This window comes from Lysinibacillus sp. EB271-A1-10B, assembly GCF_058791335.1.
Window position 1 is genome coordinate 50,873 of record NZ_JBYTDL010000019.1, and the last position, 17,945, is coordinate 68,817.

Annotated in this window: 10 protein-coding genes; 6 read left to right on the forward strand and 4 right to left on the reverse strand. The window is 37.4% G+C overall.

All coding sequences use genetic code 11. The features are described 5' to 3' along the window. Nucleotides 1-20: 20 nt before the first annotated feature. Both AC3WSK_RS19870 and AC3WSK_RS19875 read right to left on the reverse strand, forming a co-directional pair. On the reverse strand, nucleotides 21-1,412 hold the full coding sequence (locus AC3WSK_RS19870) for a sensor histidine kinase (RefSeq protein ID WP_427484561.1): 1,392 nt from the start codon (nucleotides 1,410-1,412) through the stop codon (nucleotides 21-23). Beyond that, nucleotides 1,409-2,131, reverse strand: coding sequence for a response regulator transcription factor (locus tag AC3WSK_RS19875; RefSeq protein ID WP_079562780.1), 723 nt, complete (start codon nucleotides 2,129-2,131; stop codon nucleotides 1,409-1,411). Before AC3WSK_RS19875 ends, AC3WSK_RS19870 begins: the two co-directional genes overlap by 4 nt. 263 nt (nucleotides 2,132-2,394) lie before the next feature. Here AC3WSK_RS19875 and AC3WSK_RS19880 point away from each other — a divergent pair, with 263 nt between their 5' ends. The 4 genes from AC3WSK_RS19880 (at nucleotide 2,395) to AC3WSK_RS19895 (ending at nucleotide 7,726) form a co-directional block, all read left to right on the forward strand. Further along, on the forward strand, nucleotides 2,395-2,961 hold the full coding sequence (locus AC3WSK_RS19880) for a sigma-70 family RNA polymerase sigma factor (protein ID WP_427484560.1): 567 nt from the start codon (nucleotides 2,395-2,397) through the stop codon (nucleotides 2,959-2,961). After that, nucleotides 2,958-3,992 (forward strand): DUF4179 domain-containing protein, encoded by a 1,035-nt coding sequence (locus tag AC3WSK_RS19885; protein ID WP_427484559.1) that lies wholly within the window; start codon nucleotides 2,958-2,960, stop codon nucleotides 3,990-3,992. The genes AC3WSK_RS19880 and AC3WSK_RS19885 overlap by 4 nt, the downstream gene beginning before the upstream one ends. A gap of 397 nt (nucleotides 3,993-4,389) precedes the next feature. Beyond that, complete coding sequence (locus tag AC3WSK_RS19890; protein WP_427484558.1) at nucleotides 4,390-5,748, forward strand: acetamidase/formamidase family protein; 1,359 nt, start codon at nucleotides 4,390-4,392, stop codon at nucleotides 5,746-5,748. Nucleotides 5,749-6,250: 502 nt separating this feature from the next. Then, nucleotides 6,251-7,726: a hypothetical protein gene (locus AC3WSK_RS19895; RefSeq protein WP_427484557.1), complete on the forward strand. Its 1,476-nt coding sequence runs from the start codon at nucleotides 6,251-6,253 to the stop codon at nucleotides 7,724-7,726. Nucleotides 7,727-7,830: 104 nt separating this feature from the next. On the opposite strand, the gene AC3WSK_RS19900 is transcribed toward AC3WSK_RS19895, so the two are convergent. Together AC3WSK_RS19900 and AC3WSK_RS19905 are read right to left on the reverse strand one after the other, a co-directional pair. After that, a complete protein-coding gene (locus tag AC3WSK_RS19900) occupies nucleotides 7,831-9,015 on the reverse strand; it encodes a CaiB/BaiF CoA transferase family protein (RefSeq protein WP_427484556.1) in 1,185 nt (394 codons plus the stop codon). A 596-nt stretch (nucleotides 9,016-9,611) separates the two neighbouring features. Then, nucleotides 9,612-10,523 (reverse strand): CAP domain-containing protein, encoded by a 912-nt coding sequence (locus AC3WSK_RS19905; RefSeq protein WP_492414383.1) that lies wholly within the window; start codon nucleotides 10,521-10,523, stop codon nucleotides 9,612-9,614. Nucleotides 10,524-11,096: 573 nt separating this feature from the next. Here AC3WSK_RS19905 and AC3WSK_RS19910 point away from each other — a divergent pair. Together AC3WSK_RS19910 and AC3WSK_RS19915 are read left to right on the forward strand one after the other, a co-directional pair. Continuing rightward, entirely contained in the window at nucleotides 11,097-12,665 is a 1,569-nt protein-coding gene (locus tag AC3WSK_RS19910; protein ID WP_492414382.1) for a sensor domain-containing diguanylate cyclase, read from the forward strand. Between the two features lie 879 nt (nucleotides 12,666-13,544). After that, on the forward strand, nucleotides 13,545-17,942 hold the full coding sequence (locus tag AC3WSK_RS19915) for an S-layer homology domain-containing protein (protein ID WP_492414381.1): 4,398 nt from the start codon (nucleotides 13,545-13,547) through the stop codon (nucleotides 17,940-17,942). The last annotated feature ends 3 nt before the right edge of the window (nucleotides 17,943-17,945 follow it).

Here is a 17,945-nt window from a genome sequence, read left to right on the forward strand (position 1 = left end):
GAGTAGTCCCTAGTTTAGGGCTACTCCTTTTTTTCTATTTGAAATTGAATGCTAACAGTTGTACCTTGTTGTCCTTCGGAGGTAATTGTTACAGTTCCTCCGTGCGCTTCAATAATGTCTCTAGCAATTGCAGTACCTAAGCCAGTACCGTGTGTTTGCTCAGTATTTGTCCCTCGATAATAGCGCTCGAAAATATGTTCAAGATCTTCAGCAGAAATGCCTTTACCGTTATCAGAAATCGTAATGGAATGATCTTCAACAAGAATAGTAACTGATACATCAGAAGGATTATGAAGCAATGCATTGTGTAAAAAATTCATAATCGCTCGTCGCATAAAGTGCTCGTCAATGTGATGCTTGATGACATCGTTAGTTGCATTAAACTCAATATTGGCTTCCTCATATTGAGGGGTATTGAGTGTATCTATAACGATTTCACGAATAAATTGCACCATATTTACTTCGGTTAAGCTGAGCGGAAGCTGCTGATGTCTTAAGCGCATAGTTAAATTTAAATCATCGAGTAAATCTTGCATATGCAATGATTGTTTTTCGATAATGTGAGCGTAGTCTCTTTGTTCATCAGCAGTCAATTTTCCATCATTCAGTAGCTCCGCATAACCACGAATCGAAGCAAGAGGTGTTTTCATATCGTGTGACACATTGCTGATCCATTCCTCACGCATCATTTCTAATCTTTTACGTTCCTGCTCGTGTGCGGCAAGCTCTTTTGATACTTCATTTAAATTCTCGAAAACAGGTTTGTAAACACCACCTGGCATTTTACTAGAAACATGCTCATGATTTTTTAAATGACGAATACGTTCAATCATTGCGTGTAGGGGCTTGGTCAACGTTCGACCGAAAAGCCAGCCAACGAGTGTAGCTACTAATAAATCAGCAATGACAATAAGCAAACCAAACTTGCCAATAAACTGTAAGACGGATGAGCCAGAAAAATGAGTGACATATCTAGTAACGCCACTGCCCTCAATACCGATAAGATAACTAATACTTTCTTTACTTCCTACATATACGGTTGTATCTACGTCGAACTCTTTATATTTATAAACTTGAATTAAATCAATCGGCGCATAGTGTGCAGGAGCCTTCTCTGGAGAAAAATGGGCTTCAATGACCTGTCCATTATTATCAAGTAATTGAATCCAAGCATTTCGCTGATGCAATTGTTGAAGTCCATCCTTGCTTACCGATACCGTTCCATTACTTATATCAATATACTGTTGGAACTCGCGCACGAAGTTTTCCTCTGAATACGAAGTTGTTTTATCGTATTTATTTACCTGTTGGAAAATGAAAAAACCAATTAAAATGGCTGTATTCAGGAAAATAACAATAATAACAATAGACAGCACAGACAGAAGAAATCTAGCTGTTAATTTCCATTTCATACTTGCTCCTCTTTTGGAACGACAAATTTATAGCCAAGCCCTTTTACAGTTGTAATATACACAGGTTTTGATGCATCGTTTTCAACCTTTTCACGCAGCCGTCGAATATGCACCATTACGGTATTGTCTGAGCCGAAAAAGTCCTCTCCCCATACACGCTCAAATAGAGTTTCTTTACTTAAAATTCGATTAGGATTATTCATAAAGCAAGCCATCAAGCCGATCTCTTTCGCTGTTAGCTCCAATAAAACTTCGTCCTTATGTACCTCCGTTTCATCACCATTAAGTAAGAATGGGCCAACTTGAATTGACTTCGCGGAAGGATCTGGTGCTACTTCCTGCGTTTGATAGCCAGCTCTGCGAAGCTGTGCCTTCACACGATAGGCGACCTCTTTAGGACTAAAAGGTTTCGTAATATAGTCGTCTCCTCCGATGGCAAGCCCTAAAATTTTATCAATTTCATCATTTTTCGCTGACATGAAAAGCACTGGCACATGCGATACTTCCCGAATACGACGACATAAATCGTAGCCCTCGCCATCAGGAAGCATCACATCAAGAAGTACAATATCGGGTTGTGTTTGTTGAAAGCTCATCCAGGCTTCTTGAATGGAGCCAGCTGTATGAATTTGTTTATAGCCTTCTTTTTGTAGGCTGACTTTTAGAAGGTTTGCTAAATCTGCCTCATCGTCCACCACTAGAATAGTTGGTTCTTTCATGGTTCACACGTCCTTTCTTCTTTTTTATTAAAAACTGTTATTAGTATTTCAAGAATAGTGTATAGCTAATATGTTTAGCAGTAGAGAAATCACTTTATGTGACTCATTATAAATGAAATTTGTTTGAAAGAGGAGATTGAAGCACGAATGATGATTTTTTAATGAAAATCATCATTTCTCACAAAAATAGTTGAGAGTTTTGGTGAGTGAGCTTCGATATAGTTAGTGAAGAAGCTTTTTCAAATAAACATAAGGGGGGAGAAATGGTGAGATGTACAGCTAAAAACTTTATTAGCCGTCTGCAAAACCAAAAAGAAGATGCGCTTGAGTTTGTAATTGAGCATTATTCTGGCTTCGTGCATGCCATAGCTTATAAGATTCTTTCCAGTATTAATAAAGATTCTATTGATGACTGTGTTAATTATGTATTCCTAGCTATTTGGCAAAATGCAAAGCAATTTAAGGGCGAATCTGAGGATTTTAAAAAATGGATAGGGATGCTGACAAAATATAAAGCCATAGATTTATTCCGTAAACTTGAAAAACAACAACAAAGAGAAAAGGGAGATGAGGAGCTCTTGCAAAAGGCTGATATAAAAGATACACAGCAGGAGCTTTTGAAAAAGGAGCAACGAAACGATTTGTTATTAGCTATTAGTCACTTAGAAAATATTGATCGAGATATTTTCATGATGAGGTATTATTTGCAATTAACGAATTCCGAGATAGCAGAAGCACTGCATTTATCAAAAGCAGCCGTAGAAAATCGGCTTTATAGAGGGAAGAAGAAACTAGCATCAACAATACAGTTGAAGGAGGCATTTATATGACAAAGACTTATAAAGAGTGGCTGGACCTGGATGTGGATAAAATTGAACCAATTGAATTATCTGCACAGCGAAAGAGGAACCTTAAACAAACGATTTTAAAGAAGCAAGCAACAAGAAAGCGTATGCCAAAATGGGTGCGTCATACAGCAGCGGCAGCAATAATTGGCATCAGTATGGTAACTACCGTAAGCATTGCTTTTCCTACACTTGCTTCACAAATTCCGTTTATGAAAAACATTGCTAGCAATTTTGATAATAAAAACACAATGTTTGAGAACTTTGATAGTCACGCAACGGAAATTGGACAGGTTCATTCTAGTAATGGCTTATCTATGATGATTGAAAATGCTGTGTATGACGGTACATCTCTGACAATTTCTTTTGCACTTGAAACAGATAAAGATTTAGGAGATTCTCCGTTTATAGAAGGAGACTTCATGGATATCAAAGGAGCTATAGGTGGTGGAGGAAGTAGCCGACTGGAAAAGATAGGTGATAATAAATATATCGGATTAGCAAATACAACACCTTATTTTGATAAAGAAGCACCAGATGAATTAGAAGTAACATGGAAACCAGAAGCTTTTCTCAACATGAATAACGATATAAAAGTGGAAGGGGATTGGGCATTTAATTTTAAAGTCTCTAAGTTAGCAGGTGAGCTACAGCTAGTCAACGAAACTGTTACAAACTATGATGTCATTGCTCGATTTACCGCCCTTGGAAAAAATGATATGTCCACTGTTATTCATTATGAATATGAAGTTATCCCAGAAGTGTTAAAAAAGTGGCCAGATGTTACAGTTCAATTTGATGAACTACGAGATAATCTAGGGAACACCTATGTAGTAAATGGAAATGGTTCATCAAGTCGAGACGGTGGAATTTCTTATAAATCAAGTGCTACTGTACAGGCGATCAATCCAACTGCTACATCCATTACATTTGTTCCTGTTATTTATTTCTCCTTAGGCTCAGGAAAAGGCACGGAATTAAGAGAGATGGATCCTGTGACAATCTCATTAAATTAACGCACGCTTACAAAGAAATGAAGTTTATTACAAAATAAAGTACAGACTTTTACAATACATTTGTAAGAGTCTGTGCTTTTTATGTGTATATGGTTGAAAACACACAAAATAAACGTCATAATTTTCCATGTACTTTGTAGCCCATATCTACTTCTATTGGACAAAAATCATGCATTTACATACAGGAAAAGCACTAGGAGAGAAGAACAACGCTACTTTGATTATTCAATACATACGATTCATGACATCTTCCTCGAAATGGAAGGAATTATCGAGCTTAATGTCGAAATTAAATTTTACAATCGACAATTTACTACAAAGAGAGATATCAAGCGTTGAAATCAAATTTAACAAAGATCAATATACATAAAATAAAAACTAGGGGCGTGACGAAAAAATGATAAACGAATTGCATGTGCTAGAAAAAGAAGAAATACAAAATGAAGATCTTGTACAGCAGCCGCAAGCCGTCGAAACATTATTCGTAAATGAGTTCATAGATGGTATTTTAGATCCACAACAGAAAATGCTTGGACCTGTCAAAGACGGTGGGACAATCATAGCTAATACGACACCAGGATGCTGGGGGCCGATGCTAACACCAACGATTCGTGGTGGGCATGAAGTAACAAAGCCTGTATTTGTAGAAGGTGCAGAGGTAGGAGATGCCATTGTTATCAAGATTAAATCACTACAGGTAACATCTGTAGCAACAGCGTCTGGGCATGATGAGGCAATTATAGATCGTTTCATTGGGGATCCATTCGTATCAGTAAAATGCCCGGGCTGTGGTAAGCTTCATCCGAATACAGTTGTCAAAGGGATAGGTCGGCAGGCTATTCGCTGTTCGACATGTGATACTGAAACATCACCATTTAACATGACGAATGGCTATACTATGGCGTTAGATCATAAGGGGAATATTGGTGTCACGGTTGGACGAGAAGGGGCTCGCCGTATTGCACTGGATGCGAAAAATTATATGCGTACACCTGAAAACTCTGTGCAAAATCCTGTAGTTGCGTTAGCACCAAGTGATTTGATAGGTGTTATGGCAAGAATGCGACCGTTTTTAGGGCAGCTTGGAACGACGCCTTCAAAGGCAATGCCAGACTCCCACAATGCTGGTGATTTTGGTTCGTTTTTAATCGGTGCACCACATGAATATGCATTTACGCAGACTGAATTAGATACACACCGTACAGATGGACATATGGATATAAGCCGTGTTCGTGAGGGCGCAACCATTATTTGTCCAGTAAAGGTTCCAGGTGGCGGTGTGTATATTGGTGATATGCACGCAATGCAAGGAGATGGAGAAATTGCAGGACATACAACGGATGTTGCTGGTATAGTTCAGCTTCAGGTAAGCGTACTGAAAAAAGTAGCTTTGGACGGCCCTATTTTATTGCCAAATACAGAGGATTTACCTTATACGGCTAAACCTTTTACAAAGGAAGAAAAACGTCGTGCACGTGAGCTTGCAGAGGAATTTGGCGTTAAACAAGTGGAGGAAGCATTCCCAGTATCAATTGTTGGCTCAGGAACATCGTTAAATGAAGCAACAACTAATGCTATAAGCCGTGCTGCAAGGCTGTTTGAGATGAGCGAACCAGAAATTATGAATCGAGCGACGATTACAGGATCGATTGAAATTGGCCGTCATCCAGGCGTCGTAACAGCAACCTTCCAAGTACCTAAAACTGTCCTGAAAAAAGCACGAATTTATAAACCTGTGAAAAAACAATATGATTAAATGCGTACGGTGAAGTCCAAATTGTCGCTTCGCTTTCGATGCAGAAAAAAACACGTCAAAAAATTTGACGTGTTTTCTTGTGACTATTTTGTTAGTTGTTCGTCTATTGTTGTGAAAATTGATTTTTCCCGATTGTATTGGTGAATGATGCATAGCTTTCGTGCGTACTATGGCGCTAGCTTTTATTGAGCTAGGGCTACTAACTTATGAGTGATTGTCCAATGAGTTCATTTAACGTTCTTTTTTTAGCCTTAACTTAATTTTTTAACCCATCCACGAGGGATTTGCCCCTTATAGATGGCTTTTTTTATGCTGCTGCAGCTGAAGTTGTCGATTTTGCACGAATACTTTTGTTGTCTTCTTTTATGTATATTTCTATTTCTTTAGCATATGATTGATAAGATTTGTTATATTGAAGAAAGAGAGTTAAAAGGTTTGGCAAGTATTTTACAGAATAGGGGAAGATCGTTGTTGGTTGAATTTGATGGGGGGCTCCAGTTGCATGCTGTTGGATTGTGATGAGCAGTTATTCATGACATATAAACATAATGGTGAAAAGGGTGCTGAAAAATTACTGTCAAAATGGTTAGAGGCAGAGAGTGATTCACCGGCAGACCCGAAAATTCTAGGTACTGCACTTTCACCGAATTTATTTTTAGTGAATGAGGAAACTGCGATGAATATTGCGTTTTCAACTGCGCGAAAATATTGGGGTCGTGTAACGATAGATATGCAAACTTTTTTTAACAAGTATGGCTTGGATACTAAATTTGTGAATGAACGTCTCAATGCTTTTTTTTATACGCAAAAAGGCAAGGAGACCTTTTTTGAGCAACTTTTTGCACAACACACAATGGACTTAGAGCGATTAATCTGGCTAATTTTCGGAAAGCGAATGCAAATTACAATGCCAGTCAACGAGCTACAAACTATATTTTTATATAAATTTGAAAATGAATATTTAGTGCATATGATTTATAAAGAAGATACTCACTTTTGGCATTGGCTATTTATGAAAAAAGTTTATTCACTGTTTATCCACAAACCATTAGAACAATTCACATTTATCCATGAAATGATGGGTCATGTTGAACAATCTACAAGAAAAACCTGTGGACATGTGAATAACTTTGTGGATAATTATAAAAAAACTCTGGATAAGTGTATAACCTACGTGGATAACTATAATTCTACTTGTTTAGCAAAAAAGCAGTTACATCTTTATCAAATTGTAACGCATTATCGTCTGTCTGAAGGAGATTATTCATGCGTTAAAGCTTTAATTACTTCCTTTGAAGCGGATTGGCGTTATTCGATGTATGCATTGACAGAGAAAGAAAAAGCTCTGATTGCCTATCTTCAGTTTCATATAGCACACCAGGAGAAGAATCCGGAAACTGTTATTCACTACGGTGAGTACTTATTAGAAGATGAACGACTTAATAATTACGCGATAGAGATTTTGTTGGAATATAAGGAGTTATTGCCGAATCGTAAGCCAACACCTCCTGCCATTATTAAAAATTATGAACTAAACTTTTTAGAAAACTTGTATGCAGTATTGTTGGATCATTACGTAAAAATGGAGCGTTATCAAGAGGGGCTTCAGCTTTTAAAGGAACATGTATTAGCATCTAATAAAAAAATACATGCCGCTTTAGTACAGAACAATTATAGTAATGAGCAATTTATTGCGATTGAAGCGTCAGTTCAGCAGGATATCGCTCTCCATGTAAATAATTCATTACAGCATATTGGCTTGTCTGTTGAAGAGTGGCGCCAACATTATCGTCAGCCAGAAACGCCTTACTCTTTGGTGGCACAGAGCGCATCCTTACATATGCTCAATATTTTAAAGGTGTTATTTGTAACGGAGCAGTACGAGCTTTTTGAAAAATTAATGGAAATATATAAAAAATATTTACTTATAGACGATCATTTCGAAAAGTTACGGGTCTTTATAAGTGCCTACGTTTAACTTTTTTCAGCCGGTTCTGGACGCAATTATAATTGATTAAATAAAAAAAGTGTCTAATGTGTTATAAACGCAGCATTAGATACTCTTTTTATTTTATATGGATCTTATTCTAAAACTCCTTTGTCCTGTAAGTCTGCAATTTGCTCGACGCTATAGCCAAGTGAAGATAACACTTCCTCATTATGCTCTCCAAGCTTAGCACCGACATGCTTGTACTGCGGCTTAACACCGTCAAACTTAAACGCTGATGCAATTTGCTTTTGTGTAGTACCGTCGCTTTTAGGAATATCAACAATCATGTCACGAGCTTTGAGCTGAGGATGCTCGCATGCTTCTGGAAACGTTAATACTGGTTCGACACATCCCTCGAAATCCTCGTTAAATACTTCAAGCAATTCTTCGTAAGTCTTCGATAAGAATGCATCATGGACGGCTTCTTTAAAACGAATTTGTGTATAGTATGAATCATTAAACGTATTATCAATGAGCTCGGGAATATCAAGCGCTTCACAAAGTAATTTGCGGAATTGAGGTTCAAGACTTCCTACTGAGAAAAATCGGCCATCTTTTGTTTTGTAAAAGTCATAGTAGCTGCCACCGTTTAAAATTTCTTGCTCGGGCTGAGGTATGCGACCACCGCCAATATAGGCAGACCCATACATAGCATTGAGCGAAAATACAGCATCGGTCATACTTATATCAATATATTGCCCTTCACCTGTTTTTTCACGATGTAAAGCAGCTGCGAGTACTCCAATTGCCGCATGCATCGTGCCCCCAGCGATATCAGCTAGCTGAATACCCATGGAGACAGGTTTTTTATCTTTATGGCGTGAATAATCGAGTAAGCCAGCTAATGATAAATAGTTATTGTCATGTCCTGGTCGATTGCTAAATGGTCCAGTTTGTCCATAGCCTGTAATAGCACAATAAATAACCTTAGGATTTACCTCTTTTAGAGCTTCGTAGCCAATGCCAAGCCGTTGCATGACACCAGGCCGAAATCCTTCGATAATTATGTCGTACTCTTTAACGAGTGACTTCACAATTTCTATAGCTTCAGGCGATTTTAAATTTAGTGTTAATGACTTTTTAGAGCGATTCAAATGTTGATGAATATAGGCCTCATGATCATCGTCGTAAGGAGGCATAATACGTGTTAAATCTACGCGTTTTGAGGATTCAACGTGAATAACCTCTGCGCCTAAATCAGCAAATATCATTGTCGCCATTGGCCCCGGTAGTAATGCAGAAAAATCGAGAATTTTTAACCCCTTTAAAATACCCAAATCTCCCAACCCCTTTTTGTGTAGGCTACTTTGCCATCTATTCAAGAATGCATTGCAGCGCTTTTCTCATAATCCCCATTTTGTGAAAAGCATTTATTTGCACTGTGTTAATACAGTGTTAAGTGTAAATTATCAGTATTATAACAGAAGTATTGATGGCTTGACTATGTTAAATTTTATTATAAAATATTTAGTCGGAAAATTATATGTCAGAATAGAGAAAAAAGTAAAATAATTTAGAATGTAGAGTTTTTCCATAACATAGGGTTGATTTCCGTCTCGGCTGGGCGCTTTGTAGCTGCCGCTTTGCTTTCGCTACAGAAAACATTCGATGTTGGTCACGAAGGCGTTATCACAGGACATGATGCATTTAGCCATCGTTCCTCTATATCGCTGATCCCCAAGGAGTCGCCCAGCCTCCACTCCAATCAACTACGTTTTAACAAATGTGATTAGTGACTATCAAAAATGAAGGTTATAAGTAAATTCTAATAATGGATTTATGAGAAAATTTTTGTCGTAACATGAATAAAAAAATCTCTATGCAATAATTTCTGCATAGAGATTTTTTTGTATATATCGTTGATCAACTTCAACTATTTAGAATAAAAGTTAACCGTATAATAGGGTGCACCGTTATCTTTAAAGCAAACACCAACAAAAATATGGGTAAACTCTTTCCTTAAAATATTTATACGATGTCCTTTTGAATTCATCAGTGCTTCATGAGCAAATATACTATTATGCTGACCTTGTGCTATATTTTCGCCGTACCAATAGTGATTAACCCCACCAGCAGTGAGGCGGTCATTGGAATGATTACCTTGATGATCTTCATGACTAAAAAATTGATGTGTGATCATATTGCTACTATGTTGTCGAGCAATAGGATTAGACCCTTTATCATAAATGAGTGGTTGCAAACCTTCTATAACTCGCTCATGGTTAATAAGGTCAACCATTAAATCTTCAAGCCCTGTTCGTAGTTCGTTGGATGGCTTACCATAATAACCACGTTTACTTAATTCGGTTTTAGCATGTATCCAAATAATAGAACGAACAATATTGTTTTTGTGTAAATCATAGAAAAAAGTAACGTAGTGATTATCAATGAAATAAGTCCCGTGTGTAGTATTACCATCACAATCGTTGTAATCGAGCAAATAGCTTGTATTTTCATAGTGAATGGCTCTAAGCGGAAGACCGTATTTTCTATTTACATCTATTCGATTAGCACCGATACGAATACCAAATACGCTATGCCCAATACGTGTTTCATATCCTCCGACCTCATTAGAATTATGTCTTCCTACGAGAGAAAATGTGGAGTAGTCTGTTTCTAATCGATGCCATTTCATTTTATAGTCACTTTGAAAGCTGGATAGTGACAAAGCTTTTTGTGTCTTTGTTACATTCAAACGAACCGACTTATTTGGATTGAAAGAAGTATTTGTCCATAGAGCCATACTATAACCAATCATTATTGGAGCTACTTTACGTAACAACATATTAAAACCCTCTTCTTAAAGTGAATTTATAATAAAAATCTATTGAATTACTAAAAGTTTTATAGATATAAATTACTATACTTTTGTTCAGTTAACGATGCTAAAATTATGGAAATTTTCCTACTATCTGGATTCTTAAGGGGTGGTATTTGTTAAAGTGCGTATTATTTAAGTTGATCTTCGTTACGACTGGGCGACACCTTGGGGATCAGCGATATAGAGGAACGAAGGCTAAAAGCATTACGTCCTGTGATAACGCCTTCGTGACCAACATTGTGCTGCTGCCGCTACGTTGCACTCACGCTTTCGCGCAAAAGACATCTGTTGGCCCGAGACCCTGCAGCGAGTGAAGCGGCTCATCGGACGCCCACAACAAAACGCCCAGTCGGAACGGAAATCAACCCCACGTTTTGGGGTGTAGCCTACTATATTACTTTTGTTATAAGAGACTCTTGAAAGTACTTTTTTGCCAAATATTATACTTTTGAGGTAAGAAATTTTCTTAATAAGGAATTTTTTTGTGTTTTAATAGAATAATAGAAGAAATTATAAATTAGGGGTAAAAGATAGAAAATGAAATCAAAACAGATAAAGTTAAAGTATTTAATCATGGGCGTTGCGATAGCTGCTTTTATCTTAACTGGTATTGGTAGCATTTGGAGTGGTTACCGAATGAACGTTGACTCGATTAAAGAGAATACGCTTGAAACGAATCGAGTCTATGCACAAAAATTAGCAACAACCGCTAGTTCTTATCTTGAAGAATCTTTTCAGATTTTAGGATATAGCGCCAGCTCGATAAAAACAAAAATGCATGATAACGATGCATTGATTCAGGAAACTGAACGTTTGAAAATGCAAAATGACATGTTTAACTCTGTGCTGATCACAAATGCAGAAGGTCTTGTACTATCTATATCACCACCATCTGAAGAAGTACTAGGTGAAGTTTTAACATCTGTTGGAGCCAGTGAGGCTTTATCTAAAAAGAAACCTCTTGTCTCAAAGCCTTATAAGGGGATGACGGGGCGTCTCCTTATTTTTATATCGTATCCTATATTTTCAGAGACAAATGAATATTTAGGAATGGTAGCTGGGACAATTTATTTAAAAGAACGAAATGTTTTTAATGCTTTACTTGGAGAGCATTATTATCATGATGGGTCATATGTGTATGTAGTTGATTCGGATGGGCGCGTTATTTATCATCAGGACCCAAGCCGCGTTAATGATATCGTTATTGATAATAAAGTTGTTCAATCAGTGATTTCTGGGAAAAACGGGGCTATTCAAGTAGTAAATACTAAAGGAGTAGAAATGCTTGCTGGTTTTAGTACCGTACCTTTAACGGGTTGGGGAGTAGTTGCTCAAAGGCCGATTGATGTAGCATTAGCTCCTTCATTTGATAGAGTACAGGAAGTTGCTATAAAATCCATTCCGCTTATGCTCATTTCAATTTTAATTGTCCTTTGGGCGGCAGCACGTATTGCAAATCCCTTACAGCAATTAGCTACTTTAACAGAGGAGAGCATGGATTCGAAAAATGTAGAAGGCTTGAAATCTGTACGTAGTTGGTATTTTGAAGCGCATTATCTTAAAAGCGCTCTCATTCGGAGTTTAACATTTTTACAGGGACAGGTATCCTTTTTTAAAGATCAATCTACAACAGATCCGCTAACAGGTGTAACCAATCGTCGCACAATGGATGCGATGCTAGCGGAGTGGCTTGACAACAAGTTGCCACATGCCCTCATTCTACTTGATTTAGATCATTTTAAAAGTGTGAATGATACGTATGGTCATGCAGTAGGTGATAAGGTTTTACAATTTTTAGCTCAAAATATGAAAGCTGTTGCTCGTGATGGAGATGTTTGCTGTCGCTACGGTGGTGAGGAATTTGTTATGTTATTGCCAACTACTACAGCTGTGGAAGCGGCACAGGTGGCAGAACAACTACGGGATATGTTGGCGCATACTATAAGTCCTTGTGGTCGTCCAGTTACATTCTCTGCAGGTGTTGCCGTGTATCCACAAATGGCAGATACGACAGAAAAGTTAATAGAAGCAGCGGATGGTGCGCTGTATCTTGCAAAACAAGCAGGACGAAATCAAGTCATAGTAGCAGAGCAAAAAAATAAATAAAAATTTTTTTTGGAATAAGCATACATTTCTAATTTTGGGGTACATGATTAATGCAACGATCATTTGGGCAAGCTATTTTTAAGTCATTCCCCATATGACTTATCAAACATGTTCAAAATGATACGTAAACTCGGGACACATCTCTCGATCGACTTGACAAGATGCAAGGTTATCCCCCTTTCCCTTATGACATCACAAGTACGTCTAGATGTATGCCTATATATCGTTAAAAGCCAAGCGAGCACCGATGCTCCTTGGCTTTTTTATGTTGGGTGAGGGGGAAAAGGAAATATATAAAAGATAAAGGATTGATTAGTAGTGCAATTTGGATGGCTGTAAGTGTACAGTGTCTAAGATAGTTCTTTTGATTCATCTCAAAGGTTGGAACAAAACGTATGCCATTGTATAAGTTGATCTTCGTTACGACTGGGCGACTCCTTGGGGATCAGCAATAGAGGAACGAAGGCTAAAACCATCACATCCTGTGATAACGCCTTCGTGACCAATATCGGTGCTGTTGCTGCGCTTTCGCACAAACAAAACCAAAACCCTCTGCTGCCGCTTCGTTAGCACTACGCTTTCGCGCAAAAAAACATCTGTTGGCCCGAGACCCTGGAGCGCAGCGAAGCGGCTCATCGGACGCCCCAGGAAGCTCTGCTCTGCGCGAAAGCGAAGCGTCAGCGGCAAAGCGCCCAGTCGGAACGGAAATCAACCTCACGTTATGATGGTGAACATTTTATTTTTCTATTTATTGTTAACAATTTTATTCCATTAATTTAGATTTATCTATGAAGGTTCACTATCTACCTGTCGATATAAAGGGTATGATGAAAATGATAGTTTGAACGTATCAAATACATAGATGAAAGGAAGAGTGGGATGGATAAAACAAAAATCCAAAAAGTGAACAAAGCACTTATAGCAACGGTTTTTGCTACTAGTGGGATTGCTGTTGTAGTGCCACCACCACAAAAGGCGGCTGCGGCTTCTTCACCATTTACAGATGTTGACCCATATTCAAGTCATTATGACGACATTTTAAAATTATATAATCAAGGTGCGATTAATGGGTATGCAGACAATACTTTTCGACCAAATCAAAGTGTAACACGTGGTCAGGCGGCAAAGATGCTGGCGACTGTTTTAAAATTAGATTTGAGAAATGTACAAGATCCATATTTAAAAGACGTTCCGAAAAGTAGTGAATATTACAAGTATATAGCTGCTCTACAAAATGCAGGAATCATGTCGGGCTATTCAAATGGAACATTTATGCCTAATGAAGTGATGACGCGCGGGCAATTAGCGAAAATTTTAGTGCTTGGCTTTAAATTAGAGGTAGCCTCTAATTACAACAATAGTTTCAAAGATGTAACTAGCGAAACAAGCAACGCTATCTATATCCAAAGTTTAGTAGATTCAAAGATTACGGAAGGGACAACGTCTGTCACTTTCTCACCACATAATGCGGTTACACGTGGACAATTCGCATCTTTTATTGTGCGTTCACAAGAGAAAAAAGGGAATGCCACAACTTTCAAAATTACAAATGTTGAAGACGATACTGTCTACATAAATGGCGATCCATACTCAGTATCACAAAGTCTCTCGCATATTTTTAACGAAGATAATGCACCTGTATTAAAAGACGCGCTAATTGAAGGGGACTTTTCAGGCAAAACTATTCGCTCGGTATCAAAGCTAACATTGAATGCAAGTGGGACAAGCTCAAGGTCACTAGAGTTCGATGGCGATCGTAAGTCCTTCGGTGCGACAATCGTTGTTAATGGAAACTATATTGAATTCTCAAATATTACATTAACTGGTACAATGCTTGTCAACGAAACGGTACGTCCACCTTTACAGTTAGACTTTTCCTACTATAAGCCATTATCTCTTGGCCGTATAGCAAGCACCAATACTGCATTTATCAACTGGTCTAATCCAGATAATCCAAATGATGAAGGCTCATCTAATAACGGTTCGACAACAGATATTCAAGATTGGGCAGATCAGAATTCCAACAAAAATCCTGATAAAAACAAGCCGTTTGAGAACTGGTCTAAAGATAAAGTGACGATGAAAAATGTTGAAAAACATATTGAATTTTATAACAGCACTGTATCGCGCCTAGTTGTCGCTCAAAGCGGTACAAAAATCGAAACAAATATGAAGCTACCACGTGTAGACATCATCGGGACTGTTCGTGAATTTGAGATTCAAGGAAATATCGGTACACTAAACCTTGATACAGAAACGAAGCTGACAATTTACGGAGATAGCAACATCGACTGGATTAACTACAATAGCTATACAGATTTAGAGCTGTATATAGATGGTCGTATAGGTGTTCTGTATGTTGATAATGTATACGGTTGGGTTGATATTGGAGATTACACGTATATTGACAAAGTGATTATACCGAAGGGCGAGGGACCGAATAATATCTTCGACGACTTCTTAGAGGATAAAGATAATATCGGCAATATTGTAGATGAAGACGGTAAACCGGTTGATAAAGACGATATTGATAAACAAGATCCAGCTGATAAAACAAAACCGTTAATCGACATTACGAATGTAACAGTTTTAAGTGGTAGTGAGACACAGGTAGATTTCACTTCAGATAAAGTTGGAACTTACTACTATATTGTTCGTGAAAAAGGCGCCGATGCACCAACGAAAAAAGAAATGGTAAATCGCATTTCTACTGACAATGCAGCACATGGAACAAGCGCAGCAGTGAATGGCAAAAACACTATTAAAATCACTAATTTAGGTGAGAAAAAAGAATATGTTGTTTATGTGATGGTCGTTGATGGAGCGAAAAATGCTTCGGATATTAAATCAAAACCATTCCAAATGAAAGATGGAACACCGCCAGTTGTTAAAGATTTAAAAGTAAACCCTCTACATGGCGGAAAACGTGCAGAATTTACATTTACAGCAAGTGAACCAGGAGACTATTACTACTACGTACGTAAAAAGACGTCAGCAGCCGATCCAACAACAGCAGATATTGTTGCTAAACCAACAGGTAAGGGTAAGGCAGTTGCGGGGAAACTTGGAATTACTGAAATGTTAACAGATTTAGAGGCTGAAACAGAGTATCAACTTTATGTAGTAATGAAGGATGATTCGGGTAATTATTCAAAAGATCCTGCTGCAGCTAAGGAATTTAAAACGGGAGAGCTTGATAATATCAATCCATTCGTTGAAAAGACGAAGCTTGAGCCTGCCGCTGGTAAGGAAAATCAATTCTACATTTATTTAAATGAAGCATTAGACCCTGAAAGCGCACGAAATTTAAATAACTACGATTTATCAGGAACAGTTATCGTCAATACAACAGGACAGAAAAAAATTAAACCTTCTGCTGTAGAGTATAAGGAAGGCGATAAAAAAGTATTATTAACCATTCCTTCGGAAACTGGTTTTGTTTTTGGAGATACATTACGTGTAACAGTATTACCTGGTGTTAAGGATTTAGCAGGTAATGAATTTGAAAATGTCAATACTGTTGAAACTGGTAAGAATGCTAGAAACTTTGCGGAATATGTGCATGAAAAATATGTTCAACCAAAGATTCTAGAATTAAATGTTATTGGGAAACCAGACCAAGATGAAAAGTATAAACGAGCTGAGGTAGAATTTAAACCAAATAAAGCAGGAACGTACTATTACATGGTGTTACCTGATACAGTCGAAGACAATGGAGAAACAAAAACATTTGAGCAATATTTAAAAGATAAAGGTATTACGGAGAGAGATTTCTATAATGAATTTGCGACTGAATCATCATTAAAATCAGGCTACTTCCAAATAGGCGGAAAAGATATTTATATTGAAATAGGCTCTGGTCCTGCCGACTTAGAAGCTGATACAAAGAAATTCCCGATTGTTATGGATAAAGATAAACTAAATCCATTCATGAGCTATTCAGTTCATATGATATTAAAAGATCGTGGCGGCGAGCTTTCCAAAATAGCTTCTAAAGAAATATTTGGGGACTCAAAAGCACCGTTAGTTACCGAATTTGAAGTGAAGTCTGGTACTATTAAAGGTTATGATGATACGAAAGCCACTGTAAGTTTTAATACAGATGAGACAACAAAGCTTCATTATTGGTTCGTACCAAAGAAAAATGCTGATGGAACAGATAATCCGGATGCAAAGCTAACTATTAACACGGCAGCAGAAAGAAAAACATTAGAAGAAAAACTTAAATCAAGTCCTTCAGTCACAAAAAGTGGAAAAGGTGCGTCTGGAACTTTAGATATGCCAGGAGTTACTTTAACACCACATACCGAATATGTTGTTTATTTAGGTGCACAGGATACGTATGGTAACTTTACTGTTTATAAAGCCAAAGATGGAATTCATGATGAATCAAATGATGGTTGGATGAAACAAAACTTCTATTCCGATGGCACACCACCACGTATTGAGATGACAGTTGATAAAGAAAAGAAACGTAATATTGTATACCGTAATCCAGATAGTACATTTACGATTACTTTCAGTGAAGCCATCATGCGTGATGAAAATGGTAAATCTTCAATTAAAGATCTAAGTTTATTAACAATTACTGACGAGTCCGATCAAGATATAACTTCGCAATATCAGTTCGTTAAGTATACACAAGGTACAAAAACAACTGATGAAAGCCAATTAATTATTAAGCCAACTGGCTCAGGTACGGCGGATAAAACATTTACCATTAAAATGAAAGATGAAGCACGTGATTACGTTATTTCAGACCTTGAAGGTAATAAGTTTGATATTGCTGACTTTGGTAAGTATGTTTACCCAGGAAAAGATGCATATAACACGATGAGTTACGCTAGCTTAACAGGCAATGTTGATGGTGTACCAGCAGAATATAATTCAACAACAATGGATGTTTCTGTAAACATTCTGACACTGCTTGAATTAAACCAAGAATACTTCTATGCGGTTACTGCTGCGAATAAAACAACATTAGATCCACAATTAATAATAGATAGTGTTAAAAATAATAAACCAGCTGATAATGGCATATTATCATTTGGTAAAGGATCTGTTAAAAAAGCAGCAGACGGCAGTGTAATTTTACCACTTGTAGCAAATCCATCTACTGATCCTGGAATTAAGAACGTGTTTAAAACGGGTCAAAGAGTATTCTTATTCACAAAAGATCAATATGGAAATATTGTTTGGGCTTATCAAAAAGAGGCAAATGGTACAGGTCATACCCCACAACAATATGTGGAAATTCAATATTCACCTAAACCATAAAAA

What these genes read in the sequence shown, in the direction of transcription:
- AC3WSK_RS19880 (WP_427484560.1), top strand. Translation starts at nt 2,395, where the DNA reads ATGGTGAGATGTACAGCTAAAAACTTTATTAGCCGTCTGCAAAACCAA.
- AC3WSK_RS19890 (WP_427484558.1), top strand. Translation starts at nt 4,390, where the DNA reads ATGATAAACGAATTGCATGTGCTAGAAAAAGAAGAAATACAAAATGAA.
- AC3WSK_RS19905 (WP_492414383.1), bottom strand. Translation starts at nt 10,523, where the DNA reads ATGTTGTTACGTAAAGTAGCTCCAATAATGATTGGTTATAGTATGGCT.
- AC3WSK_RS19910 (WP_492414382.1), top strand. Translation starts at nt 11,097, where the DNA reads ATGAAATCAAAACAGATAAAGTTAAAGTATTTAATCATGGGCGTTGCG.
- AC3WSK_RS19875 (WP_079562780.1), bottom strand. Translation starts at nt 2,131, where the DNA reads ATGAAAGAACCAACTATTCTAGTGGTGGACGATGAGGCAGATTTAGCA.
- AC3WSK_RS19915 (WP_492414381.1), top strand. Translation starts at nt 13,545, where the DNA reads ATGGATAAAACAAAAATCCAAAAAGTGAACAAAGCACTTATAGCAACG.
- AC3WSK_RS19870 (WP_427484561.1), bottom strand. Translation starts at nt 1,412, where the DNA reads ATGAAATGGAAATTAACAGCTAGATTTCTTCTGTCTGTGCTGTCTATT.
- AC3WSK_RS19885 (WP_427484559.1), top strand. Translation starts at nt 2,958, where the DNA reads ATGACAAAGACTTATAAAGAGTGGCTGGACCTGGATGTGGATAAAATT.
- AC3WSK_RS19895 (WP_427484557.1), top strand. Translation starts at nt 6,251, where the DNA reads ATGCTGTTGGATTGTGATGAGCAGTTATTCATGACATATAAACATAAT.